Here is a 22,195-nt window from a genome sequence, read left to right on the forward strand (position 1 = left end):
TTCCAATGGAGTTGTAGGCACGTATGCCAATTGTACTGCCCTTACGGTCCGCGATCATCAGGCGACACAGCGCTTCAAGTCACCATCGGTAATTTCGATCTGTTCTTTGCGAACAACATGATTGTCTGCCAAGAGCCGCTTAGCCAGCATGTGATCGGCAGGAGAATTGATTGTTTCTACCGCAGTCAGTTCGTCATTGCGGAAGCGAAACACCGTTTGACGGTTTTCCCCACGCGGATAACTTAGCGTATCGTCCCTCTCTGAGGCGCGTCCCGCTATCTGCAATTTCATATCACCGATATCAGACCAAAACCAATTCAATGCGGTGAACGGTTTGTCTTCCTTGTTGGTAAACCGCTTTGCCAAATACCGCGCCTGGTCAAGTGCATTTTGTACCGACTCAACGCGGTGCAGTGTTCCATCTGCATCTGGAAACAAAGCACAATCACCCAAGGCGTAGAGCCCGGGTGCCACACAAAGTCTACCGTCAACAGTAACGCCGAGTGGCGCACCGACTAGCGAACCATTAGCGATGCCACCAATGCAAATCAGAACCATATCCGTTTCGATTTGCATCCCGTCGCCAAGTTGCAACAACGAGACCCTTTCACGCTCATCAATGGCCCCACAGTCTGCTCGCGCTCCGACAATAATCGTGACACCCCATTCGGTAAGACGCTGATGAATGTGGCTCGCAGTCGCGCGTGACGACATGCGGCCCAGAATTTGCGGCCCCGCCTCGATGACCGTTACATCGCAGCCAAATTTACATCGCGCAGCAGCAGCGAATTCAAGCCCTATAAAGCCGCCGCCCACAATCGTCACATGTCGCGCATCCTTTAATCCGCTTGCAAGACGATCTGCATCCTCAAGATTACGAAGATAGTGGACATTCTCTGCTTTCGCGATTGAGGACATTGGGCGCGCGCTCGATCCAGTCGCCAGCACGATTGCGCTTCCTGTCAACTCAGTGTCATCTGAAAGCCGAACTGTGCCCAATTCCGGATTTATCGCGCTTACAAGCGAGCCAAGTTTTAGAATGATGCCACCTTTCTGGAAAAGCTGCTCGGGACGCAGTATAAGATTGTCGCGGATCACGTTGCCGAGTAGGTAGCCCTTAGACAATGGTGGACGCTGATATGGCAAATGGGCTTCGTCGCCGATCAGCGTAATCGGATCGGAGAAGCCTTCCTCGCGTAGCGAAAACGCTAGTTGAGTGCCCGCCTGCCCGGCACCGACGATCAAAATACCAGACTGCTTGCTCGAACATGCCGTCATGGGAGGCTTAGCACTGGCTATCTGGCAAAAAGATGCGGATGCCGTCCAGATCGCCGGTCAACTCGATCTGGCAGGAAAGCCGCGATGTCGGATTACGCGGGCTCGCCGTCATTTCGAGCATTTCGTGCTCAAATTCCGATGCCGGTGGAATATAATGTGCCCATTCATCATCGACATAGACATGGCATGTGCAGCAGGAAAGCGCTCCCCCACATTCGCCGATTATACCGGCTACATCGTTTTGCACTGCAATTGTCATGATCGAATTGCCTGCACTAGCGTCAACGATCACTTCACTATTGCCATTCGACACAAATATAACTTTTGGCATTTCAGTTTCCGATACTTATGACTTCAATTCGACGGGCACAGAGGCAAAGCTACGCAGGTTATTATTGAGATGGCGGCGGGTTGGCCCCACCGACCGGATCGAAGCAACGCGGTCAATCAGGGCCTTCAAGATGAGTTCCCCCTCCATGCGCGCGATCATCTGCCCAATACACATGTGCACGCCCACGCCAAGCCCTAGATGGGCGGGTGTCTTCCGCGTAATGTCCATTTCGTCAGGTCGTTCCCAAGCAGCGGGATCACGATTGGCAGAGGCGAGAAGAATGATAATCTTATTGTCTTTCGGCACTGTCCGCCCATCATCGAATGTCACGTCTTCCATGGTGAGGCGACAGACGGTCTGAATCGGCGTTTCTAGCCGCATGGCTTCATCAAGCACATTGCGGATTTTTGTCGGATCCTGACGCAGCAATTCATATTGGTCTGGCGCTTCTGCCAAGAGTTGGATTGCAGAAGAAATCATTGATGACGACGTATCAAGACCGCCGCGTAGAAACGAACGAATGAGGAGAGGCGCTGTTTCCGGCTCGATTTCACCTCGGTCAGCCGCTTCGTAAATCTTCTTGCCAAAACCACCCGGCATTAGAGCATCACGCTGCATCTGGGCGTTGTTCCAATCGATGATCTTAGCGGCTGCTGCTTCCGTGGCGTTGAAGCGCGCATTACGCGGACCCTGCCCATCAAAATTCAACTGACCCAGCAAAAATAGTTTTTCAGAACGACCAGGGCTGTCAGCCCATCCAATGGCCTGGGGAAATACATCAGCCACAAAACGTTCCGCAAGTTCGCTCACGGCGTCGACTTCACCTGCATCCACCAGTTCATCGACCAATTTCTGCGCATAATCAGCAAACTGTTGCTTCCATTCGCGGATAAGCATCGGTGTCAAGACGCGTTGCAAAGCCATGCGAACTCGGGTGTGGTCTGGGGGATCAACTTCCACGATCGGGCTTGGAGCGCGCCAGGCGCCGGGCTTGCGAATATCGGCAATACCTGATCCGGAGGTTGACGAGAAACGCTGCCAATCCTTCAAAACCGGGAGAATGTCTGCATAACGCCCCATAACATAAACGCCATAGCGTGCCATGAAGGCAACAGAACCGGCTGTGCGGACGGTCTCATGCATGTGGAATGGATTTTCCAGCGTAGAATCGTCGTAGGGATCAATGTCGAGACGACGAACGCTATCTGGAACGGAGATATTTGCACTGTCCATTTGGCTCGGTACTTTGTTCAGGGATTACAGGAAGAGAGCGGATTCAACACACTCGCCGATCAGGCTGAGCCTCAGTTTTGATCACTTGTAAATAATTGTAAAATACATTTATTTGAGTGAGTAATTACATTTTTTAGGTATCCTATGTCGCAGACACTGAAGCAATTATCTTATATTTGCGCCGTACGTGAACTTGGCAGCTTTGCAAAGGCTGCGCAGAAAATGAACATTTCACAATCATCGGTGCTGGCAGCTGTCGATGCCGCAGAAGAAGAATTCGGATTTCAGATTTTTTCGCGGCAGAAAGGCCGAGGTGTCATTGTCACGCCGGCGGGCGACAAGTTCATCGCCGCGGCACAACGCTTGCTCAGTGCAGAAAGCGAGTTCAACCGTGAAGTTCAATCTGAAAGTCTAACCCGGGGAGAGCTCCGGCTTGGATTGTACCAGCCCTTCAGCTCGATCCTCATAGTGGATGTTCTAACGCGCTTGCGAGCGGAACTGACAGACATCTCCATCGAGCTCTTCGAAGCTGACCAGCCAAGCCTTAAGCGGATGCTCGATAAGGGCGAAGTCGATATTATTCTGGTCTATGATCTGGGACCGGATTTCAATGGAACCATCGAGCAAATTGGCCGCTCAACTCCGCACGCGATTGTACCAATCACACATCCACTAGCGCGTAAACAATCGATCAGTATTGATGAAATAGTGAATTATCCGGTGATGCTGCTCAACATGCCAATAACAGTGACTTATAATATGATGATGTTTGATTTTGCAAAAAAGCGCCCAAACTTTGTATTTAAAAGTCAGAACTATGATACTATCATCCGGGCGGTTTCAGCCGGATTTGGCGTTGCAGTTCTTAATCTTTGGCCGCGCGAACCGCTTTCGATCGAAGCCCAAACGCTAAGAATTCCAATTATAGAAAAGTTACCGGGTGCCAATATTATTACGGTAGATCATTATGGCGATATGCGGCCAAAGTCGGTCGAAATATTTCTCAAGGTTCTCAAGCAGTATTTTATCGACGTCTTCTAGATATGAGTCCCAAATAATATCGGCATGCAGACATGCGATAACAGGCCATTTTGGGGAGATGCAGCAGTTTTCCCGTGTGCCCTAAATAGCCCTACCGTCGCAACTGAAGCCTATCAGCTCTTTCTAGATTGTTGAGCAACAACATGAATCAACGATGCTGATCAAAGGCGAGGTCTTATTTCTACAGATTGCCAGTCAAGATTCTATGTCTTCGCCCGGTGAGGTGTGAAATTATCATTGATCTTAAAACAAACTCAACAGCGCGAATCCAGGTCCAAAAGCGCAATGGGGCCCGCACCATCCAGGTGAATAGTGGTGAATGGTGCGAAAGAGAACTCAAGTATTGACCTCAACACAGAAGGCGACTTGAACTATTTTTCCCCATAACTTGGCTTGCCGTTCTCGCCTTTCGTCCACTCATAGACAACATAGTCCGGCCGGGTAATGTCACCTTTTGCATCATAACTGATCTGGCCGATCACTGTTGGCCAGGCTCCGCCCGATTTGATTGTCTCGGCCACTTTTTGCGCATCGTCGGCAGAGCCAAGTTTTTCGATGGCCTGTGTGATGATCTGCATCGCGGCATAGGAATAAAGCGTATAGGCTTCCGGCTCGAAGCCCTGCGCGCGGTACTTCTCAACGAGTTCTTTCGCCGCCGGATTCTTGCGCGGATCGGGCGCGAATGTGTTCAATGTGCCGATGACCGCATCGCCTGCGATGGAGGCAAGCTCATTGGAGACCATGCCGTCGCCGGAAAAAAGCGTAGCCTTCAGCCCCTGATCGGCAGACTGGCGCATGATCAGCCCGGCTTCCGTATGGAGACCGCCGAAATAGATCAGCGAAACGCCCGACTCTTTCATCTTGCTGATGAGTGCTGAGAAGTCTTTATCACCCTGATTAATGCCCTCATAGAGCACTTCCTTGACGCCAGCGTCGTTCAGCACCTTCTTGGCGACATCGACCAACCCGACCCCGTAAGGCGTCTTGTCATGAACGATGGCGATTTTGGCGTCCTTGAAATGCTCGACGATATAGTCGCCGGCCACTTTGCCCTGCTGGTCATCGCGGCCGCAGGTGCGGAACGTGTTCCAAAGATCGCGTTCGGTATATTGTGGATTGGTGGACGCTGGTGAGAATTCCAGCACACCGTTTTCTGCATAGACTTCTGACGCAGGAATAGAAACGCCCGAATTATAGTGACCGATGACGTATTTCACGCCATCAGCAGCGAATTTGTTGGCGACCGAAATCCCTTGCTTTGGATCGGAAACGTCATCGCCGATCTCAACCTTGATTTTCTGGCCAAGTATACCGCCTTTTGCGTTGATATCGTTCGCCGCCTGTTCCGCGCCTTTTTGAAACTGGGCACCGAATGCAGCATTGGGGCCGGTGATTGGGCCAGCCACGCCAACCACGATATCGGCGGAGGCAACGCCGGCCAGAGAAAGTACGACTGACAAACTGATTGCCGGAAGCAGTATCCGTTTCATGAAAGTCTCCCATTTTATTCGCGGGCATAAACTGTGTCCCTGCCTACGCTGCCCACATGCGTAGATTTCCCTTGTTTTCAGGACCTCTTGGGCCGGGTGACGCGCGTTAGCGTGTCCCACGGTCAAATGCTTCCGCAGTCACTCCCCTCTTTTTTAGTTCGCTGCGGGCAATCTTTTCCGTTGGGGTCCGCGGCAGCGGACCTTCGGTAAACTCGATGTAACGCGGGGTCATATGACGTGGCGCCTGAGCGCGAAAATGCTCCACCAAGTCAGCTGGTGTCAGTGCAGATCCCGGTCGGCGCATGGCCACCAGCATGATGTCTTCTTCGGTGAACTCTGAGGGCACCCCAAATGCAGCACTCTCGACAATGTCGGTATGCGCTTCGGCAATTGTCTCGACCTCAAAAGCGGAGATATTTTCCCCACGTCGCCGAATTGCTTCGTTCAGCCTATGCTTGAAATAGAACCAGCCATCCTCATCCTGATAGCCGGCATCACCGGAGTGGTACCAGAGATTGCGCAGCGTCTGGACGGTTCTGGCTTCGGCCCGATAGTAGCCGGAAAACATGTACCAGTTCTTTTTCGGGCGTGAGACGATTTCCCCAACCGCGCCGGCTGCAACGGGTCGGTCGTGCTTATCAACGATTGCCACTTCCCAGTCGGGATGAGGTTTTCCGCATGATCCGTCGCGCGTTGTGCCAGGTGTATCGAGCGTCACGAAGCTGGTTTCGGTTTGGCCGTAGCCGGTGACGAGTTTCATGGCGTAGCGGCGCTCAAACGCGGCTTTATCAGGAACCATTGGAATACACTGACAGACCCGAAGAGGATTATTGCCATCGCCCGCCTTTGGTTCTGCCCGGGCGAGAATGACACCCATGGCACCGAGCAGGTTCGTGGCTGTCGCCCCGCTGGTGCGTACCTGTTCCCAGAAACGCGATGCGCTGAAACTTTCGACCAGAGTGGTTTGCGTTCCAAAGATGAGCGGAAGATAGACCCCAAACATCTGCGCGTCGGTATGGAAAAGAGGCAACGTACAGAAATAGCTGTCGGCTGCTGTGTAGCCGAGATTGAGGGCCATCGCCATGGTCCAGCAATAGCAATGATGATGCGACATCAAAACGCCTTTAGCAGGGCCGGTCGTACCAGACGTATAGAGGATCGCCATTGGATCAGAATAGTGAGTATCAACCGTGTCGAACTCATCCGGTTGGGTCATGCATTCGTCGAAAGTGACGATTTGCTCGATGGTCAAACCGGCTGCTCGCGCGGCAGTGGCAGTCGTATCGATCAGGACGAGCGTTTCGATAAGCGGTAACTGGTCCTGAATATTGGCAAGGTCGCTCAGCCTTTTCGCATCGGCAACCAGCACTTTCGCGCCGCAATTGTTCAGATTGTGGCTTAAAAGCTCGCCCTTAAGGTCTGGATTGTTCGGGGCTTCGATAGCACCCAGTTTTGCAACGGCAAACCAGATCGCGACAAATTCAAAACAATTGGGCAGCAAAAGTGCCACGCGGTCCGATCTTTCGACGCCAAGAGCGCGCAGGCCGTTGGCGAGCCGGTTCGAAATGTGGTGCATATCCCGGAAGCTGGCTTTGCGACCACAGACGTCGATAAAGGGCCTGTCGCCCAGCATCTCTGCCTGATGCGCAAGAATTTTGGGCAGTACCCGCATCTCGATAGCACTATCGCTCTGTCCAGGAATGACCGTTTGCAGGGGGATTTGATCCATCGCCAACCCCATCTGCTTAATAGTGCTTCGCGCGCATCTGCGCGTCAGGCGACAGGAAACCGGAGACGGTAGCGCGTGTTTCACGCGCCATGGCCTGTTCAAGCGACGAATGGAAACCTTCGTTAATCGCCTCTTTGATTGCTGCAACTGATGCTGCCGGACGGTCAGCTATTTTTAGCGCGAGCGCCCGCGCTTCCTTCAGCAATTCTTCGTCTGGAACGACTTTCCAGGCGATCCCTACTTGAAGCGCCTTGGCGGCATCGTGACGCTCGCCCAGAATGATGAGTTCCTTCGCAGCCTGCGGACCAATGTGTTTGGTCAGCAAGGCGGTGACGCCGCCGGTGACAAAGAACCCGTAGGTGACTTCGGGAAAGAACCAGCGTGCTGTTTTGGCAAATATCCGGAAATCGCAATTGATAGCCCATTCGAGCGCGCCGCCGACGCACCAGCCATGAATGGCGGCGATGATGATCTTTTTTGATCCCATGATCTTCAAAGTGATCGCCTGAATGGATTCAACCCATGCCTGCGCCGCATCAGCCGACGTGGTCTGATTATCGAGATCCTGCAGGTCATCGCCTGAGCAGAATGCGCGCCCTTCGCCATGCAAAATGATGGCGCGGATATTCTCGTCAGCCTCGATTTGATCCAGTACAGCAGAAAGATCATCCACCAAAGCCCGGTTCATGGCGTTCAGCCTGTCAGGTCGGTTGAGCTTGACCCAGGCAATGACGCCATCCACATGAACGACAACAGTATTTCCCATTTTATGTCTCATACGATCATTGGCTCGTCATAAGCGCCCCAGGTGTCGCGCAACGCGCGGCATATCTCGCCGAGCGACGCCTTTGCTTTCACGAGTTCTATGGTTTTCGGCAAAAGGTTTGCGTCGTCGGTTTGCGCCTGCGCAACCAGTTCCGCCATCAAGGTCTTGATATGCTCATTATCGCGGCTTGCACGCACGGCATTGAGGCGGTCGATCTGAACCTGGGTGCATTCCTCGTCATAGGGATGGATGTCGACATCAGCGCTCGTAGCCGTCTCATCGACATAACGATTGACGCCGACGGAAACCTTTTCACCAGTTTCGATCTTCTTGAATGTCGCATAGGCGGAATCGGCCAGCTGTTGCTGAAACCAGCCTTCCTCGACAAGCTTGATTGCGCCGCCGCGCTCGTCAACCTTGTTCAGGACCTTCCAGATTTCCTCTTCCATATCGTGCGTCAGGCGCTCAACGAAAAAGGAACCGCCAAGAGGATCAACCACAGACGTTACATTGATTTCGTCACGAATAATCTGCTGGGTGCGGATGGCGAGTTTCATGGCTTCTTCGGTCGGAATAGCAAAAGCTTCATCCAGCCCGTTGGTGTGCATGCTCTGACATCCACCCAGAACGGCACCGAGTGCCTGAATTGCCGTGCGCACCAGATTGTTCTGGTGCTCGACTTTGGTCAGGCTCATGGCAGCGGTCTGCACATGCACACGCAACCGCATCGACTCCGCTTTCTTCGCGCCGAAACGTTCAGCCATCAGTTTGGCATAGACCCGTCTTGCGGCCCGGAACTTGCAGATTTGTTCGAAGAAGTCCTGTTGGCTGATGAAGAAGAAAGAGAGACGCGGCGCGAAGTCGTCGATGTCCATGCCGGCGGCAATCACCTCTTCGCAATAGGCTGTGGTGAAGGCCATGATGAAGGCGATCTCCTGGATCGCATTGCCGCCGACGTCGGAAAGGTGGTAGCCGCTGAGACTGATCGGATTGAGCTTCGGCGTGGCCTTGGCGCTATACATGATCAGGTCACGCAGCAGCCGCACAGCGGGGCGAACCGGATAAATCCATTCTTTCTGCGCGACATATTCCTTCAGCGGATCAGCCTGCAAAGTGCCTGCAAGCTTCGTCAGATCGTAGCCACGGCTTTCGGCAACGGCCACATACATGGCATAGATGACCCAGGCCGATGGATTGATCGTGAGGGATACTGAGATTTGTTCGAGATCGATCCCGTCGAACAGGCGATCGACATCATCGATCGTATCAATGGCAACACCGCATCGGCCTACTTCGCCAAATGCCATCGGATCGTCTGAATCAAGACCGAGCAGCGTGGGTAGATCGAAATCGGTGGAGAGGCCGGTCTGTCCGGTCTGAACCATGTATTTGTAGCGTTGATTGGTGGCTTCCGGATTTCCAAACCCGGCAACCTGCCGGATTGTCCAGGGACGTCCCCGATACATGGTTGGATAGGGTCCACGCGTGAAAGGATAGGCTCCGGGAAAGCCGAGCGCATCGGCAGGGATATCGGCGACATCTGCCGCCGTATAGACACGCTTCAGCGGAATGCCGCATTCGGTTTCGTATTCGGCTTTCTCTTCGGGACGATTGGCGAGTATGGCGGCAAGTTCATTGGCTTCCCATGTGGCCTGCGCCGCACTGATGTTCCCGATTGCTTCTTCCCGATATAGTTTTGTCATTTCAAAGCCTCTCTACGGCTGAGAAGAGTGCGTGCCGCCGTCTCCGGATCGTCTCGCCGCTCCAACACCGATTGCAGCAGGTTTTCGATCTCGGTTGCGCCAGTTACGAAACGCTTGTGAAACAAGCGACGCGCGGCACCCAATATTCGTGTCATGCAGATTTTTCGTTGGCGGGCCGCAAGCTCGCCAGTGTTATTGAGATGAATCCAGTGCTGCTGGATCAGTTCTTTGAGATTGCTCACCTTGTCGCCTGTAACCGGGCTGACCGCGAAAACTGGAACAGTCCAGGATGTCTGTTCCGCCGGTCCCCCTAGGGTCATCATGGCTTTCAGTGCCGCAAGTGTCGCGGCTGCCTCCGGCTTGTCCGCCTTGCTGACTGTATGGATATCGGCAATTTCCAGAATGCCTGCCTTGATCGCCTGAACATCGTCACCAAGACCTGGTGCGGAAAGCACCACAACCGTGTGCGCCGCAGAAACGACTTCAACTTCATCTTGGCCGACACCAACGGTTTCGATAATGATCGGTGAATAGCCTGCGGCATCGAGCACATCGACAGCCTGTAAGGTGGCGGGTGCAAGCCCCCCCAGATGGCCGCGTGTCGCCATGCTGCGGACGAATGCGTTGTTCGCCTGAGCATTGTCGCTCATGCGCACGCGGTCACCAAGGATCGCACCGCCGGAATAGGGACTGCTGGGGTCTACTGCAACCACGCCGACCTTGTGACCGTCAGCGGCAAATGCCTTTATGAGTGCCGAAACGAGTGTCGATTTTCCAGCACCCGGTACACCGGTGATGCCAATGATATGAGCCTTACCCGCATGCCGGTAGATATCCGCCAATGCAGTACTTGCTTCGGCAATTCCTGTCTCGGCCCGCGAAATCATCCGGGCGATAGCCAGAATGTCTCCGGCAAGCACATCGGCGACGAATTCCTGCGATGGTCTGTAGGTGGCTTTCGTCCGTGTGGTGGCTTGAGCGACTGCTGTCATATGCGGCCACGGGACGTTACAAGATCGGTGATGGTTGTAACGATTGTCTCCACACGCGCTTCTTGCGGCACGATGGCATCCACGCCTCCTTCAAGCAAAGCCGCATAGTCCTGTTCAGGGATCACTCCGCCTGCAACGACAAAGATGTGCCCTGCGCCCTGTTCTTTCAGGCAGCGTCCGAGTTCGCGAAACAATGGCACGTGGGAGCCTGAAAGCAAGCTGACGCCGATGACGTCAACGTCTTCCTGAATGGCCGCCTGAACGACCTGAAGCGGCGTTTTGTAGAGCCCGGTATAAATGACCTCCATACCGGCGTCGCGCAGAACGCGCGCAACGACTTTTGCACCGCGGTCATGACCGTCGAGGCCAAGTTTTGCTACCAAGACGCGGATTGTCTGCGGCTGTTCTTGTTCCGCAGGAACTGGCGTTGCCGCGTTTATCATTCTGCTGCTGCCTTTTGATATGTCATGAGTTCGTGTTCGATGGATTGGGCGATGATATCGAGGCCGAGATCGATTTCTTGTTCGGTGATGATCAATGGCGGTGCAATGCGGAAGACGGCGCCCATGCCCGGCAGCTTTACGATGTTCATGTTCAAGCCGCGATTGAATGCTTCTTTCGCGATGCGTGCGCCCAATTCATGATCCGGTTGTCGGCTCGTGCGGTCCGTTACAATTTCCATGCCCACAAAGAGCCCGCGACCGCGAACATCGCCTACACATTCGTAACGCTGCTTGATGGCATTGAGGCCATCGATCAGCCTATTGCCAAGATGGCGAGCGCGCTCGACCAGATCCTGTTCGGCGACAACATCCAGAACCGCCAGACCAACCGCTGCCGGCAGCGGGTCTGATACGTGGGTCGTATAAAAGAGAAAGCCACGCTCGAAGGCCTCCTGCTCGATCTTGGTCGTCGTCAACACGGCTGACAACGGCAGCCCCGCACCGATTGTCTTGGAGATAGTCAGGATATCCGGTGTCACACCGTCGCGCTGATAGGCGAACATTTCACCGGTGCGGCCAATTCCCGTCTGCGCTTCGTCAAGGATGAGAAGCATGCCGCGTTCATGGCATTTTTCTCTAAGTGCGCCGAGATATCCTTCAGGCAGTTCCAGCATGCCGCCGCTGGAGAGGATAGGTTCGGCGATGAACGCAGCGAGGCTACCAATTGACTGGGCGTCGACCAAGGCGAAGGCGTCGTCAAGTTCAGCAAGCCAATCAATGGAGCCGTCGGCCTTTTTGAAGCGCGGGCGGAATGTGTTGGGTGCCGGAACGGTGATCGATCCGGCCATTGCCGGGCCATAGCCTTTGCGCCCGGCGGAATAGGTCGCAGAGGCGGCAGCACCCGTCATGCCGTGCCAACTCTTGGAGAACGCTACAATTTCGTGTTTGCCAGTTACCAGCTTTGCCATGCGAATCGCAGCTTCGTTCGATTCAGCACCGGTGGAGAGAAGCAGCACTTTATCGAGACCAGGTGCCACGAGCGCAAGCCTTCTTGCAAGCTCGACGACGGGTCGCGAAAGCATGCCGCTGAACAGATGGGCGACAGTTTCAACCTGTCCTTTTACTCTCTCGACAATTGCCGGATGAGAATGGCCGAGCAGAGCGCTCATTTGTCCGGAGGTGAAGTCGAGAATAGGTCTGTCGTCGGCATCGTAAACGAAACAGCCTTCAGCCCGCTCGATGATCGCCGGGTCGAACACGCCGCCATATCGGATCAGGTGCTTGTCGACATTGGTCCAGAATTCAGGCTCTAGGTTGTTTGACATGACGGTTCTCCAGCCGGATTTTCAACAACCATTGCAGCTGGATAGTTCCAAGTAAATTTGATAATCATGGCTTTGAGTTATCAGGAAAATTGATATGCAGGCATCCTTAGACCCCCGCTTGTTGCAGACATTTGTTCGCGCCGCACAAACCGGCTCGCTCAGCACGGCAGCGCTGCAGGTCGGGCGAACGCAATCGGCTGTGACCATGCAAATGCAGCGGCTTGAAGAGGCGCTTGGGCAAACGCTTATGCATCGCAGCGGAAGCGGTGTTCGGCTCACGAGCGCGGGCGAAAAATTTCTCACCTATGCCGAGCGTATCTTGAAAGCACATGATGAAGCGCTTGCAGCTTTCTCAGATCGCGGTCTTAAGGGGTCCATCGTCTTTGGCTGCCCGGAAGACTATCTTCTGGCTTTCTTTCCTAAGATATTCAGGAGCTTTGGCACCAACCACGGCAATGTTGATATCAAGGTCGTCGCCGCGCCCACGGTCGAATTGCGTGGCCTGTTGCACTCGGGTCAGGTTGACCTAGCTTTAGTCTCGACCCTCAACCCGAACGACGCCAGCGATGTCATCCGAACGGAGGCAATGGTCTGGGTCGGCGCGAAGGCAACACTGGAAGAACACGAGTTTGGCGACAGGATACCGCTCGCATTGCCTGCTTCCAATGCGATGGATCACCGGGCGGCCTGTGAAGCCATGACCAAAGCCGGGCTGCAACATAGCATCTCTTACGCTAGTAACAGCATTGCCGGCCTGATCGCGGTAGCGCGCTCGGGACTCGCTATCAGCGTGATGACCAAGAACGCGGTGCCGCCGGATCTCAATGTAATACGAGCGCCCATGCCACCTCTCCCCGTGCTTGGCATGAAACTGACGCTCGCCAATGGTGAACTATCCGCGGCAACCGAGGCCTTCATGCATCATATCAGTACAAGCCTCAGTACAACTAGTTAAGCGTCCTTATGGACCTACACGAAATCATCTTGCAGATTTCATGATTGCTTTTTGACGCGACGATTAGGTAGCGTGAATCGCTGACCTTGCCGCGCAAAACGAATTTCAACCGCACCTGATTGCCAGTCAACATTTGGGAAGGCTGCGAGAACTGGCCAAAAGTATGTGCCTGTGATCACTGAAGTGACACGCACCCGAACTTTTGAACACTTACGATCTTGTTCAATCGAATGGATGTCGATGCTTTCATTCGACATGACCACCAAGATACAAAGCTCTCATTGCCGGGTCGGCGAGGAGATCGCGAGCAGATGCATGGATTGCCACCTGTCCCAGTGATAACACATAGGCACGGTCGGCCACGTTGAGCGCCTCAAAAGCGTTCTGCTCAACCATGACGATGCATAAGCCTTGAGTGTCACGAATATAGGCGATAGCGTCGAAAACCTCATGCAACATCAGGGGCGACAATCCGGCAGAGGGTTCGTCAAGAAGAAGGATCTCCGGACCAGCCATGAGCGCGCGGGCGAGCGAGAGGATCTGACGCTCGCCGCCGGACAGTGCGGACGCCTTGCGATTTTGCTTCGATGCCAATGCTGGGTATTGTGTCATCAGCGCCTCGTAACGCTTTCCCGCGATATCACGATCCAACGCCCGAGAGCCGAGCCTCAGATTTTCGCCAACGGTCAACGTACCAAAAACATTGTCCGTCTGCGGCACATAGCCCACCCTATGGTGGCGGACTTTGTTGTGAATGGGAACCGCACTGACATCGCTGCCATGCATTGTCACCACACCAGCCCGGGGCTTCAAATACCCGGCGATAGTCTTCAGCAGTGTGGATTTTCCACAGCCGTTCGGGCCGAGTATCGTCACGATTTCACGCTGACTGGCCGTAATGGAAATCCCGTTCAGGATATCAGCACCATCGCCATAACCGGCGCGCAAGTCTTGAGCGTCGATCATTGCACCATTCCCCCTTTTTCGACGGCTTTACCGAGATAGGCCTCAACGACGCGCGGATTGTGTTCCAGCTCGCCCGGTGCGCAATCGACGATAATCTCACCCCGATCCAGCACGATGCAACGGGTACATAATTCGCGGATGAAGATCATGTCGTGCTCGACCACCAGGCAAGCCCCACCACGTGCTACGTAATGTCGGAGCACGGCGATGAGTTCTGACCGGAGCGACACATGCACACCGGCCGTCGGCTCATCAAGGCAAAGGAGCTTTGGATTGGAGCGCAGTGCCGCCGCTACCGAAAGTAGTTTCTTCTGGCCGCCCGAGAGGGCGCTGGCTGCATTGTCCGCAACATGCGAGAGCTTGAATTCCTCCAGCAGCGCGTCAATCTCCTGGCCGTAGGAGACGGTTGCGAAGCGACCGCCCTCATCGCGCCTGCCGGCTTTCAGCACCTCACGCACTGTCATCCGATGCGGCATAGAGGGGAGCTGGAATGTCCGCACCAGACCAAGATCCGTGATCGTCTGTATTCGCGCGTCGGAGATGTTCTGTCCGGCGAAGGTGACTTTTCCCGCAGTTCGAGGGAGAAAGCCGGAAATTGCATTGAGCGCCGTGCTCTTACCAGAGCCGTTTGGTCCCAGTAGACCGACGATCTCGCCCTGTCGGACTGAGAAGGAGACGTTCTCGAGCACTTTGAACAGGCCAAAGGATACGGCAAGACCATCGACGTTAAGAAGATCAGCATCCATGAGTACCTCCTATACGCTCGGGGAAGATTCCTTGCGGACGAAGGAGAAGGAAGGCCAGGATTACCCCTCCGGTCAACAGGAGGCGAGCCGCCGCGACGAAGTCCGAAGGCAACTCAAAATAGTCTTTCACGAAAGGCACATAGGCCATCATGAATTGCATAGCGAAGGCTCCAGCGATGACACCTTTATTGTTCGCAATGCCGCCGACGATGATCATGGACCAGATCAGGAACGTCTCTGGAGCGACCAGTAATTCCGGTCCAACGAAGCTGAGGTAATGTGCGTATAGCACACCCGCGAGCGCTGCGATCATCGAGGTAATCACCATGATGATCGAGCGCATGCCGTCGATATCATAGCCAAGCGCCCGCGCGAACTGGGGCTCCTCGCGCATAAGCTTCACGCCTAGTCCGAAATTCGATTTCATCAGTCGGTCACTAAGCCACCAAACAAACAGCAGAAGTCCAAAGAACAATGCCAACCGGGCAAATCCGTCCCATGGGCGTACCTCGGCAAACAGGGTTGGTAGTCCGGCGATCCCCTGCGCGCCTCCGGTGACCCCTTCAAGATTGGTTGCGAAAATTCTGACAATCTCCGCGATAGAAAGCGTCGCGATCCCCCAGTAGTCCGAAGACAGCTTGCGCCCGATCCGCGCAAATATCAAACCCAACAGCGCAGCCATGCACAAGGCGAACGGGAGACTGGCAGCTACGGGAAAGCCGAAGCGATGCACAAGGCCAGCGCCGTAAACGCCGCAACCGAACATGGCGACCAAACCGAAATTCATCAGCCCGGCATAGCCCGCCTGAAGATTGAGGCTGAGTGCAAGGATTGCATAGATGCAGGAAATCGAGGCGACATGGACGAGAAAATCAGACACGAGTCACCTCGCTGACAAAGATGCCCCTCGGGCGGAACAGCAGAACTGCGATGAGCAGGGCGAAGGACGCCGCCGGCGCATAGCTTGCCGGGAGGAAGAAGAACTCCTCACCGACAATTGGGCCAAGATTGACGTTGGTGATGAGCGTTTCGGCTGCTGCGATAACGACAGCGCCAACAACAGCACCGAATGCATTGCCCAAACCACCGAGAATGGCGGCTGCGAAGACAGATAGAAGCATGTTGGTTCCCATATCGATGCTGACAGAACCACGCAGGGCGAGCATCGAACCACCAAGGCCCGCCAACACTCCGGACAGGATGATAACGAAGCCAGTCACCCGACGGTTATTGATCCCCGTGGCGGCTGCGAGCACTGGATTGGTCGATACGGCGCGCATTTCCCTTCCCAGTGGCGTGCGGAAGAGAAGCAGAGCAAAGCCGACGAGGATCACCGCCGTCAAACCGAGGGTGATGAATTGCATTTCGGTGATACGCACGCCGAGGAAGCGGGTGGCAGGGGTAACGGGAACGGAAAACCGCCGGGCCGCCGGACCAAAGCCCAACAGAAAGATCGCGGAAAGCACCATGCTTAAGGCCAAAGACCCAATCAGGGCGATAGCCGGGTCGCGGCGCAAAAGGCGCTCAAAAAGCAGCTGGTTGAAGATCTGTGCGAGGAACCCCACCAGCAGCGCAGAAACCATGATGGAGAGGATGAGAGGAACACCTATCTTTTGGAGCATCATACCCACAAATGCACCAACAACTGCATATTGCACCAAGGCAACATTCGGAAACCGGATCAAGGAATAAACCGCGCTGAGCGCCACAGCGATCAAGGCTAGATCCACTGCCCTGAACAGCACATCGAAAAGAAACTGTATCATGCGAACCTTCCGCCACTGTCGGCCCGGGCGGATCGCCGTCCAGGCCGAACCACTGTTACTCGACGCGGGTCGGTTTGCCGTCCTTGACCACCAGCTTCTGATAGGGTTGCCAGACGCGTTGTCCATCATCGTCCAGCTTGATCTCGCCGGTGACCCCCGAAATACCTTCAGCCCCGACCTTCCTGATACCATCGATAACGGCGGCGCGGTCTGTGCTGCCCGCCTTGTTCAATGCCGCTGCTGCAAACAGAATCGTGTCATGAGCATAGCCGCTCCAGGCCGATGCAAAGGCCTGACCGTAGGCAGCTTCATAGGACTTGAGATAGCTGTCGTTACCAGCTGCAGTGTAGTCAACGTCCATACCGAAGAGCCCTTCCTTGAACTCGGCAGGCGTGTCCGCGTCATGCATAGTCATCTGGATCGAATACCACGGCTTTTCATCCCGAAGACCCAGTTCATAGGCCTCTTGAACGATTAAACCACCATCCGCGCCATAAGCTGTGAACACATATGCGTCGGGTTTCGAGGTTTCAGCTTGCTGTAGCTCGCGTTTGTACGACGTCTGACCCGACGTATAAATGATTGTCGTCGATATCTCGCCGCCCATTTCCTTGAACTGACGCTCGAAGTTCGAGGCGATGCCTTGTCCGAACGCATTGTTCATCGCCATCAGGGCAACCTTCTTCCAGCCATGGGCAAGCACGTCCTCGGCAGCGAACTTGGTGGAGACGTTGTCGAGGCCGACCATCGAAAAGGAGGTTGCGCCGATGTTGCGCACCAGACCGGAAGTCGAGACAGCATTAATGTGGGGGAAGCCCTCCCCAACCAGATACTGGCCGAGCGGAATTGTGATCCCTGAAGAATATTCACCAATTACCAGCGCAACCTTGTCGACGGAAACGAGCTTGCGTGCAGCATCAATCGCACGTTGCGGGTTGTTGCCTGAATCTTCATAGATGATCCGCAGCGGCTCGCCGAGAACACCGCCTTTGGCATTTATCTCCTTGAGCGCAAGCTCCATGCCGCGTCGCAAATCCTCGCCGCCGCTGGCATTGACACCCGAAAGCGGCAGCACAGTGCCGATCACAACATCTGCCTGCGCGGGCATCGCCGCCCCCAAAAATGCAGCAGCTGAAAAGAAGCGTATCACCGATTTCATATTTGTCCCCTTTTGCTTGTTGTTCATCGGCCCACTTTGGTGTGGTGCCGCGTAACCCGCTGCGCACGCAGCTCCACTCCCGATGACGAGCGTCATCAGTCGTGCTGTCGTTCTCAACGAAGAGCGATAAAACTGTATGGATGATACGCAGGTACTGGCCTGACGCTCGTCCCCTCTGTTATTGAAGCCGTTCCAGCTACTTTTTCTTGAATGTAATGTCGCCGGGATACAGCGTTCGCAAAACTATAATCCTGCGATAAGCGCTATACCCACATTGTATCCCTCAAGGCGTATTTCGACATAGGTCGACAGCGTTCCCTCGCTCACGACCAATGAGCGCCCGTACTGGAGTCAATTTCAAAGATTGGCGCAGAGCCAGTCCTACCAAGTGTCGCGTGCAATCTCTCAGCCCAGCTCAAACTATCTGAGCCGGGCCATGTCTAAGAGAGCCGTAGCAACACCAACTTGATATCGCGAAGGGTCAATCGGCCTTTACAACGCCGTCGATCAGGTTCTCGGACATCAGGCGCTGTGCAAGAGTGCCGCGCGCCTTTGAGATTGCCCGTTGATAGATCTCATTTCCTCTTGCGGCCATGCGCGCAATGTTCACAGCTTCAGCAGGCGTCACCGCTCGGAAGTGTATAGGCTCGCGGGGCCGAAGCTGGACAAATGCATCGAGGTCGCATTCGAGAACCGTCGCAATCTTGGGGTAACCGCCGGTGGTCTGATGGTCCGACAGAAGCACGGTTGCCACACCATCTCCGGCGACCTGCACCGAGCCGCGCATGATCGGCTCCGACGGCATGTCGAGCGTAGATTGCGGCGGTATGGCCGGACCCGCGAGACGCACGCCCATGCGATCCCAGGCATCCGTCATCCGCCAGCCGTCGGATAAAAAACTTGCAATCGCTTCTGGACTGAAGAAACGCTGTTGCGGTCCCATTGTCACCCGCACCTCCTTTGGAGGGCGGGCAGAAATTGGACATGGTATCGGACCCTCGTGCTCCTCGCGCCAGCCGGCGTCCAGAACATGCAATCGCTGACCAGATGTCAGACGTCCACTACCGAATCCCGACATCGCATGGGTCGCAGCGCTGCCCAGCCATTGCGACACCTCAAGCCTGCCAGCAAGCGCGAGATAGCTCCAGCTCCCCCATGGACCGGGACGGATGGTCAGCTTTTCACCCGCTTTCAAGGTCGCGATGCTCCAGGATCCGCGTTTTTGTCCAGAATGTTCAACGACGAACCCGCCACCAGCCACGGCAAAGCTAACGATGCCGGTGAGGCACTCCAGGGTCAGCCCGCCCATGGAAATCTCAATGCCCGGCGCGTCTGGCGCATTTCCGAGAGCCACGTTCGCAGCAACAAAAGAATTGCGGTCCAGAGGTCCCGATCGGGGAACGCCATAGCGCATCATGCCGGGACGGCCGCCATCTTGCACCGAAACATGTGGGCCAGCAAAGCTAACGGACAGGACTGCCTCACTCATGCGCCTGTCCCCGCATCATACTCCGCCCGGCTTATGCGGCGAAATCGAACTTGGTCTCCAACATCGAAAAGGAACGGCCTGTCGTCGTTGCCGGTCAGAATGCGGGTGGAAGAGCGGCCGATGATCCACCAGCCGGTCGGCATAGTGATCGTCGAGACCAGGCATTGCGGACCCGCGATCAGCACGCTGCCCGCTGCAACCCCGCGCACAGCCGCTGGCTTGCGCGGCAGATGGATCGTCTCTGGAACACCGGCAAGATAGGCATAACCTGGTGCAAAGCCATACATGAAGACATCGTATCGCCCTGCCAGATGCGCAGCGATCACCGCGTCTCGCCCAAGACCACTCATATCCGCGACAACATCGAGATCAGGTGACAAATCATCGTCGTAACAGACGAGAACTTCGCGGAACGCGGGTTTTGCAGCACCGACGTTGGCGCGCCCAAGCAAATGTCGCGTCGCGCGTTCCGCCACCGCATGATCGATCAATAGCGGATCGAAGCGAATGAGAATTCCGGCGTAAGCCGGAACGGCTTCGAGAAACCCGTCAAACGGTTCCGCCGCCAGCGCGTTGTCGAGCCGCAGAACCGCGTCATGAATATCGTGGTCGATCCGGTCGCCAAACTCGACAAGCAGGCTGTGTTCGGCGATGTGACTGTAGAAGGGATAGGAGCGCTCGAAACCGGAAACGTCGTGCACGTCAAGCAGCTCCCCGGTGAAGCGCAACCGCATTGGCAACAATGGACCGGGCAAACAAATATCCTTTGGCCATTGTCTTTATTCCATCTCACCATTCAGGAAAGCCGCGACCGAAACGCCAGCTTTTTCAAGTCTTGCTCGGATTGTCTGTGCCATGGCAAGCGCGCCTGCCGTATCGCCGTGAACACAGATCGACTGCGCCGCGAGTGCGATTGGTTCGCCCTCAATCGTCGGCATCCGACCAGTGTCTAGAAAACGGACAAGCCGTTCAGCAGCCGCGTCAGCATCGTACAAGACGGCGCCACCGCGAGAGCGGGGAACCAGACGTCCGTTCGGCATATAGGCCCTGTCGGCGAAGATCTCAGAAAACACCTCCAGCCCGGCCATCCTCGCAGCCAGCTCCAGTTCGGTTCCCGATATGGCAAGGATTGCCAGCTTTCCCGGCAAAGCCGCGACTGCCGTGACGATGGCCTCGGCAACCGCCCGATCATCCGCAGCAAGATTACCCAGAGCACCGTGAGGTTTCACATAGCGCACCTCCGCCGCGGCGAGCGCTGCAACCCCTTGAAGGCTGCCGACCTGCGCCGCGACCATGCGCCCGATCTCGCCCCGCTCCATCGGGATTACCCGTCGACCAAACCCTTCGCGATCTGCATAACCGGGGTGCGCACCGATGACCACGCCACGAGCTGTCGCCTGCCGCAGCGCGGTAAACATGGTTTCTGGATCGCTGGCGTGACCGCCACAGGCGATATTGGCCGAGGTGACCACATCAAGCATTGCCGTGTCGTCGCCCATGGTCCATGGGCCGAAACCCTCACCAAGATCGGAATTCAGGTCTATCTTCATTTCATGTACCGGGCCTGTTGGTCGAGCGCGTCAGTAGTACGACGCCGCCAACGTCCGCCGTATCAAAATAGGTGAAGCCCGTGCGGTTCTCGCGGCGTCCCGACATTTTGACCGGAATTCCGGCCTCCGATTCCGCCGCGTCCGCATCCGGCACCTCGAAACCGAGATGGAAGACGCCTTCGCCTTTCTCTTCTAGGAAGGTGCGCTGCGGGCACGGATCCTCGCTTGGTTGGCAAAGCTGTAACTGGATGTTGGGGAGATTACAGATACGATACTGCATCTTACCGAAGGCAACGGGATTGGGCACGTGGAGGTCGGTATATTCCATCAATGGCGGATAGGCGATCCATGGCCCGACACCAATCGACTCGTAATAGGCCTGTGTCTTGTCTATGTCGTGGACGACGAGACAGATATGATGCAGCTTCTCGAATACAGGGTTCATGATCAATTCTCCGCCAGAGGCATGATGTAGTTGAGCACACGCCGGCCACCGTCGGGATAGACGGTCTCACCGGTGATGAACGATGCATCGTCGCTGGCAAGGAACGCGACGACTGAGGCGATTTCCTTCGGTTCGCCATATCGGCCCATTGGGGTGCGCATCATGATCGCCTTGTGACCAGCGCTGTTGACGAAATCGCCCGCGACCATCTCGCTCATAATCGTACCCGGCCCGACACCCGCCACGCGGATGTTATGCGGCGCGAAAGCGACAGCCGCAGTGCTCGTGATCTGGTTCATGCCGCCCTTGGAGATTGCGTAGGGTGCAACATTGGGGTTAGCGAGGCCCGAATTAATCGATGACATGATGATGATGACACCTCCACCGCCTTGCGCGATCATCTGGCGACCAGCGGCCTGGGTGCCGAAAAACGCGCCCTTCAAGTTGACGTCGAGCACCTGGTCATACGTTTCCTCGGTCACATCAAGGAACGGTACGATAGGACAAATGCCGGCATTGTTCACCATGACGTCAAGCCGACCAAACCGCTCGACCGCCTTGGCGATCAGCGCATCAACCTGATCCTTGCGGCTTACATCTGCGATCACAGACAGCAGCGTTTCAGGTGTTCCGATTGCTTGCGCCGTTACCTTGAGGCGTTCTTCGTTAACATCCGAGATAACCACATTGGCGCCTTCCGAGAGGAAGCGTTCAGCCGTGGCCCGACCAATTCCCTGCGCAGCACCCGTGATAACAACGACTTTTCCCCCAAACCTCATGGCAATCTC

General features: G+C 55.3%; 22 protein-coding genes. 2 read left to right on the forward strand and 20 right to left on the reverse strand.

Annotated elements, in window-relative coordinates; translation table 11 throughout:
• Positions 1-57 precede the first annotated feature (57 nt).
• Genes FHW03_RS22900 through FHW03_RS22910 form a run of 3 tightly spaced genes read right to left on the reverse strand, consistent with a single transcriptional unit; the run spans position 58 to position 2,713 of the window.
• Positions 58-1,245 carry an FAD-dependent oxidoreductase gene (locus FHW03_RS22900; RefSeq protein ID WP_182522745.1) on the reverse strand — a complete coding sequence of 396 codons (1,188 nt, stop codon included), beginning with the start codon at positions 1,243-1,245 and terminating at the stop codon, positions 58-60.
• A 40-nt stretch (positions 1,246-1,285) separates the two neighbouring features.
• The gene (locus FHW03_RS22905) at positions 1,286-1,609 is read right to left on the reverse strand and encodes a 2Fe-2S iron-sulfur cluster-binding protein (RefSeq protein WP_182522746.1); all 324 of its coding nucleotides are present in this window, start codon (positions 1,607-1,609) and stop codon (positions 1,286-1,288) included.
• Positions 1,610-1,624: 15 nt separating this feature from the next.
• Positions 1,625-2,713, reverse strand: a complete 1,089-nt coding sequence (locus tag FHW03_RS22910) for a cytochrome P450 (RefSeq protein ID WP_182522747.1) — start codon at positions 2,711-2,713, stop codon at positions 1,625-1,627.
• Positions 2,714-2,986: 273 nt separating this feature from the next.
• Here FHW03_RS22910 and FHW03_RS22915 point away from each other — a divergent pair, with 273 nt between their 5' ends.
• Positions 2,987-3,883: a LysR family transcriptional regulator gene (locus tag FHW03_RS22915; RefSeq protein WP_182522748.1), complete on the forward strand. Its 897-nt coding sequence runs from the start codon at positions 2,987-2,989 to the stop codon at positions 3,881-3,883.
• A gap of 371 nt (positions 3,884-4,254) precedes the next feature.
• On the opposite strand, the gene FHW03_RS22920 is transcribed toward FHW03_RS22915, so the two are convergent.
• The 7 genes from FHW03_RS22920 to FHW03_RS22950 form a co-directional block, all read right to left on the reverse strand.
• Positions 4,255-5,373: a branched-chain amino acid ABC transporter substrate-binding protein gene (locus FHW03_RS22920; protein ID WP_182522749.1), complete on the reverse strand. Its 1,119-nt coding sequence runs from the start codon at positions 5,371-5,373 to the stop codon at positions 4,255-4,257.
• A 106-nt stretch (positions 5,374-5,479) separates the two neighbouring features.
• The gene (locus FHW03_RS22925) at positions 5,480-7,102 is read right to left on the reverse strand and encodes an AMP-binding protein (RefSeq protein WP_377515523.1); all 1,623 of its coding nucleotides are present in this window, start codon (positions 7,100-7,102) and stop codon (positions 5,480-5,482) included.
• A gap of 16 nt (positions 7,103-7,118) precedes the next feature.
• Complete coding sequence (locus FHW03_RS22930) at positions 7,119-7,868, reverse strand: enoyl-CoA hydratase/isomerase family protein (RefSeq protein WP_182522751.1); 750 nt, start codon at positions 7,866-7,868, stop codon at positions 7,119-7,121.
• A gap of 8 nt (positions 7,869-7,876) precedes the next feature.
• The gene (locus tag FHW03_RS22935) at positions 7,877-9,571 is read right to left on the reverse strand and encodes a methylmalonyl-CoA mutase family protein (protein ID WP_182522752.1); all 1,695 of its coding nucleotides are present in this window, start codon (positions 9,569-9,571) and stop codon (positions 7,877-7,879) included.
• Positions 9,568-10,563: a methylmalonyl Co-A mutase-associated GTPase MeaB gene (gene meaB, locus FHW03_RS22940; RefSeq protein ID WP_182522753.1), complete on the reverse strand. Its 996-nt coding sequence runs from the start codon at positions 10,561-10,563 to the stop codon at positions 9,568-9,570. The genes FHW03_RS22935 and meaB overlap by 4 nt, the downstream gene beginning before the upstream one ends.
• Entirely contained in the window at positions 10,560-11,006 is a 447-nt protein-coding gene (locus FHW03_RS22945; protein WP_182522754.1) for a cobalamin B12-binding domain-containing protein, read from the reverse strand. The genes meaB and FHW03_RS22945 overlap by 4 nt, the downstream gene beginning before the upstream one ends.
• Positions 11,003-12,331, reverse strand: coding sequence for an aspartate aminotransferase family protein (locus FHW03_RS22950; protein ID WP_182522755.1), 1,329 nt, complete (start codon positions 12,329-12,331; stop codon positions 11,003-11,005). Before FHW03_RS22950 ends, FHW03_RS22945 begins: the two co-directional genes overlap by 4 nt.
• 94 nt (positions 12,332-12,425) lie before the next feature.
• Between FHW03_RS22950 and FHW03_RS22955 the strand changes: the two genes are divergently transcribed.
• Positions 12,426-13,286, forward strand: coding sequence for a LysR family transcriptional regulator (locus FHW03_RS22955; protein ID WP_182522756.1), 861 nt, complete (start codon positions 12,426-12,428; stop codon positions 13,284-13,286).
• Positions 13,287-13,532: 246 nt separating this feature from the next.
• Here FHW03_RS22955 and FHW03_RS22960 read toward each other — a convergent pair whose 3' ends face one another.
• The 10 genes from FHW03_RS22960 to FHW03_RS23005 form a co-directional block, all read right to left on the reverse strand.
• A complete protein-coding gene (locus tag FHW03_RS22960) occupies positions 13,533-14,252 on the reverse strand; it encodes an ABC transporter ATP-binding protein (protein WP_182522757.1) in 720 nt (239 codons plus the stop codon).
• On the reverse strand, positions 14,249-14,998 hold the full coding sequence (locus FHW03_RS22965; RefSeq protein ID WP_182522758.1) for an ATP-binding cassette domain-containing protein: 750 nt from the start codon (positions 14,996-14,998) through the stop codon (positions 14,249-14,251). The genes FHW03_RS22960 and FHW03_RS22965 overlap by 4 nt, the downstream gene beginning before the upstream one ends.
• The gene (locus FHW03_RS22970; RefSeq protein WP_182522759.1) at positions 14,988-15,878 is read right to left on the reverse strand and encodes a branched-chain amino acid ABC transporter permease; all 891 of its coding nucleotides are present in this window, start codon (positions 15,876-15,878) and stop codon (positions 14,988-14,990) included. The genes FHW03_RS22965 and FHW03_RS22970 overlap by 11 nt, the downstream gene beginning before the upstream one ends.
• Complete coding sequence (locus FHW03_RS22975) at positions 15,871-16,764, reverse strand: branched-chain amino acid ABC transporter permease (protein ID WP_182522760.1); 894 nt, start codon at positions 16,762-16,764, stop codon at positions 15,871-15,873. The genes FHW03_RS22970 and FHW03_RS22975 overlap by 8 nt, the downstream gene beginning before the upstream one ends.
• 55 nt (positions 16,765-16,819) lie before the next feature.
• Positions 16,820-17,923 (reverse strand): ABC transporter substrate-binding protein, encoded by a 1,104-nt coding sequence (locus tag FHW03_RS22980; RefSeq protein ID WP_182522761.1) that lies wholly within the window; start codon positions 17,921-17,923, stop codon positions 16,820-16,822.
• A 481-nt stretch (positions 17,924-18,404) separates the two neighbouring features.
• Positions 18,405-19,412, reverse strand: coding sequence for a biotin-dependent carboxyltransferase family protein (locus FHW03_RS22985; RefSeq protein WP_182522762.1), 1,008 nt, complete (start codon positions 19,410-19,412; stop codon positions 18,405-18,407).
• The gene (locus FHW03_RS22990; RefSeq protein WP_377515554.1) at positions 19,409-20,065 is read right to left on the reverse strand and encodes an allophanate hydrolase subunit 1; all 657 of its coding nucleotides are present in this window, start codon (positions 20,063-20,065) and stop codon (positions 19,409-19,411) included. The genes FHW03_RS22985 and FHW03_RS22990 overlap by 4 nt, the downstream gene beginning before the upstream one ends.
• A gap of 126 nt (positions 20,066-20,191) precedes the next feature.
• Positions 20,192-20,962 (reverse strand): 5-oxoprolinase subunit PxpA, encoded by a 771-nt coding sequence (locus FHW03_RS22995; RefSeq protein WP_182522763.1) that lies wholly within the window; start codon positions 20,960-20,962, stop codon positions 20,192-20,194.
• A 1-nt stretch (position 20,963) separates the two neighbouring features.
• Positions 20,964-21,407, reverse strand: a complete 444-nt coding sequence (locus FHW03_RS23000) for a VOC family protein (RefSeq protein WP_182522764.1) — start codon at positions 21,405-21,407, stop codon at positions 20,964-20,966.
• Positions 21,408-21,409: 2 nt separating this feature from the next.
• Positions 21,410-22,186, reverse strand: a complete 777-nt coding sequence (locus FHW03_RS23005) for an SDR family oxidoreductase (RefSeq protein ID WP_182522765.1) — start codon at positions 22,184-22,186, stop codon at positions 21,410-21,412.
• Positions 22,187-22,195 lie beyond the last annotated feature (9 nt).

It is taken from the genome of Ochrobactrum sp. RH2CCR150, from assembly GCA_014138095.1.
GTDB classification, from domain to species: Bacteria; Pseudomonadota; Alphaproteobacteria; order Rhizobiales; family Rhizobiaceae; genus Brucella; species Brucella gambitense.

What these genes read in the sequence shown, in the direction of transcription:
- FHW03_RS22905 (WP_182522746.1), bottom strand. Translation starts at nt 1,609, where the DNA reads ATGCCAAAAGTTATATTTGTGTCGAATGGCAATAGTGAAGTGATCGTT.
- FHW03_RS22920 (WP_182522749.1), bottom strand. Translation starts at nt 5,373, where the DNA reads ATGAAACGGATACTGCTTCCGGCAATCAGTTTGTCAGTCGTACTTTCT.
- FHW03_RS22910 (WP_182522747.1), bottom strand. Translation starts at nt 2,713, where the DNA reads ATGGCACGCTATGGCGTTTATGTTATGGGGCGTTATGCAGACATTCTC.
- FHW03_RS22935 (WP_182522752.1), bottom strand. Translation starts at nt 9,571, where the DNA reads ATGACAAAACTATATCGGGAAGAAGCAATCGGGAACATCAGTGCGGCG.
- FHW03_RS22930 (WP_182522751.1), bottom strand. Translation starts at nt 7,868, where the DNA reads ATGGGAAATACTGTTGTCGTTCATGTGGATGGCGTCATTGCCTGGGTC.
- FHW03_RS22980 (WP_182522761.1), bottom strand. Translation starts at nt 17,923, where the DNA reads ATGAAATCGGTGATACGCTTCTTTTCAGCTGCTGCATTTTTGGGGGCG.
- FHW03_RS22950 (WP_182522755.1), bottom strand. Translation starts at nt 12,331, where the DNA reads ATGTCAAACAACCTAGAGCCTGAATTCTGGACCAATGTCGACAAGCAC.
- FHW03_RS22985 (WP_182522762.1), bottom strand. Translation starts at nt 19,412, where the DNA reads ATGAGTGAGGCAGTCCTGTCCGTTAGCTTTGCTGGCCCACATGTTTCG.
- FHW03_RS23000 (WP_182522764.1), bottom strand. Translation starts at nt 21,407, where the DNA reads ATGAACCCTGTATTCGAGAAGCTGCATCATATCTGTCTCGTCGTCCAC.
- FHW03_RS22945 (WP_182522754.1), bottom strand. Translation starts at nt 11,006, where the DNA reads ATGATAAACGCGGCAACGCCAGTTCCTGCGGAACAAGAACAGCCGCAG.
- meaB (WP_182522753.1), bottom strand. Translation starts at nt 10,563, where the DNA reads ATGACAGCAGTCGCTCAAGCCACCACACGGACGAAAGCCACCTACAGA.
- FHW03_RS22955 (WP_182522756.1), top strand. Translation starts at nt 12,426, where the DNA reads ATGCAGGCATCCTTAGACCCCCGCTTGTTGCAGACATTTGTTCGCGCC.
- FHW03_RS22925 (WP_377515523.1), bottom strand. Translation starts at nt 7,102, where the DNA reads ATGGATCAAATCCCCCTGCAAACGGTCATTCCTGGACAGAGCGATAGT.
- FHW03_RS23005 (WP_182522765.1), bottom strand. Translation starts at nt 22,186, where the DNA reads ATGAGGTTTGGGGGAAAAGTCGTTGTTATCACGGGTGCTGCGCAGGGA.
- FHW03_RS22960 (WP_182522757.1), bottom strand. Translation starts at nt 14,252, where the DNA reads ATGATCGACGCTCAAGACTTGCGCGCCGGTTATGGCGATGGTGCTGAT.
- FHW03_RS22975 (WP_182522760.1), bottom strand. Translation starts at nt 16,764, where the DNA reads ATGATACAGTTTCTTTTCGATGTGCTGTTCAGGGCAGTGGATCTAGCC.
- FHW03_RS22965 (WP_182522758.1), bottom strand. Translation starts at nt 14,998, where the DNA reads ATGGATGCTGATCTTCTTAACGTCGATGGTCTTGCCGTATCCTTTGGC.
- FHW03_RS22995 (WP_182522763.1), bottom strand. Translation starts at nt 20,962, where the DNA reads ATGAAGATAGACCTGAATTCCGATCTTGGTGAGGGTTTCGGCCCATGG.
- FHW03_RS22915 (WP_182522748.1), top strand. Translation starts at nt 2,987, where the DNA reads ATGTCGCAGACACTGAAGCAATTATCTTATATTTGCGCCGTACGTGAA.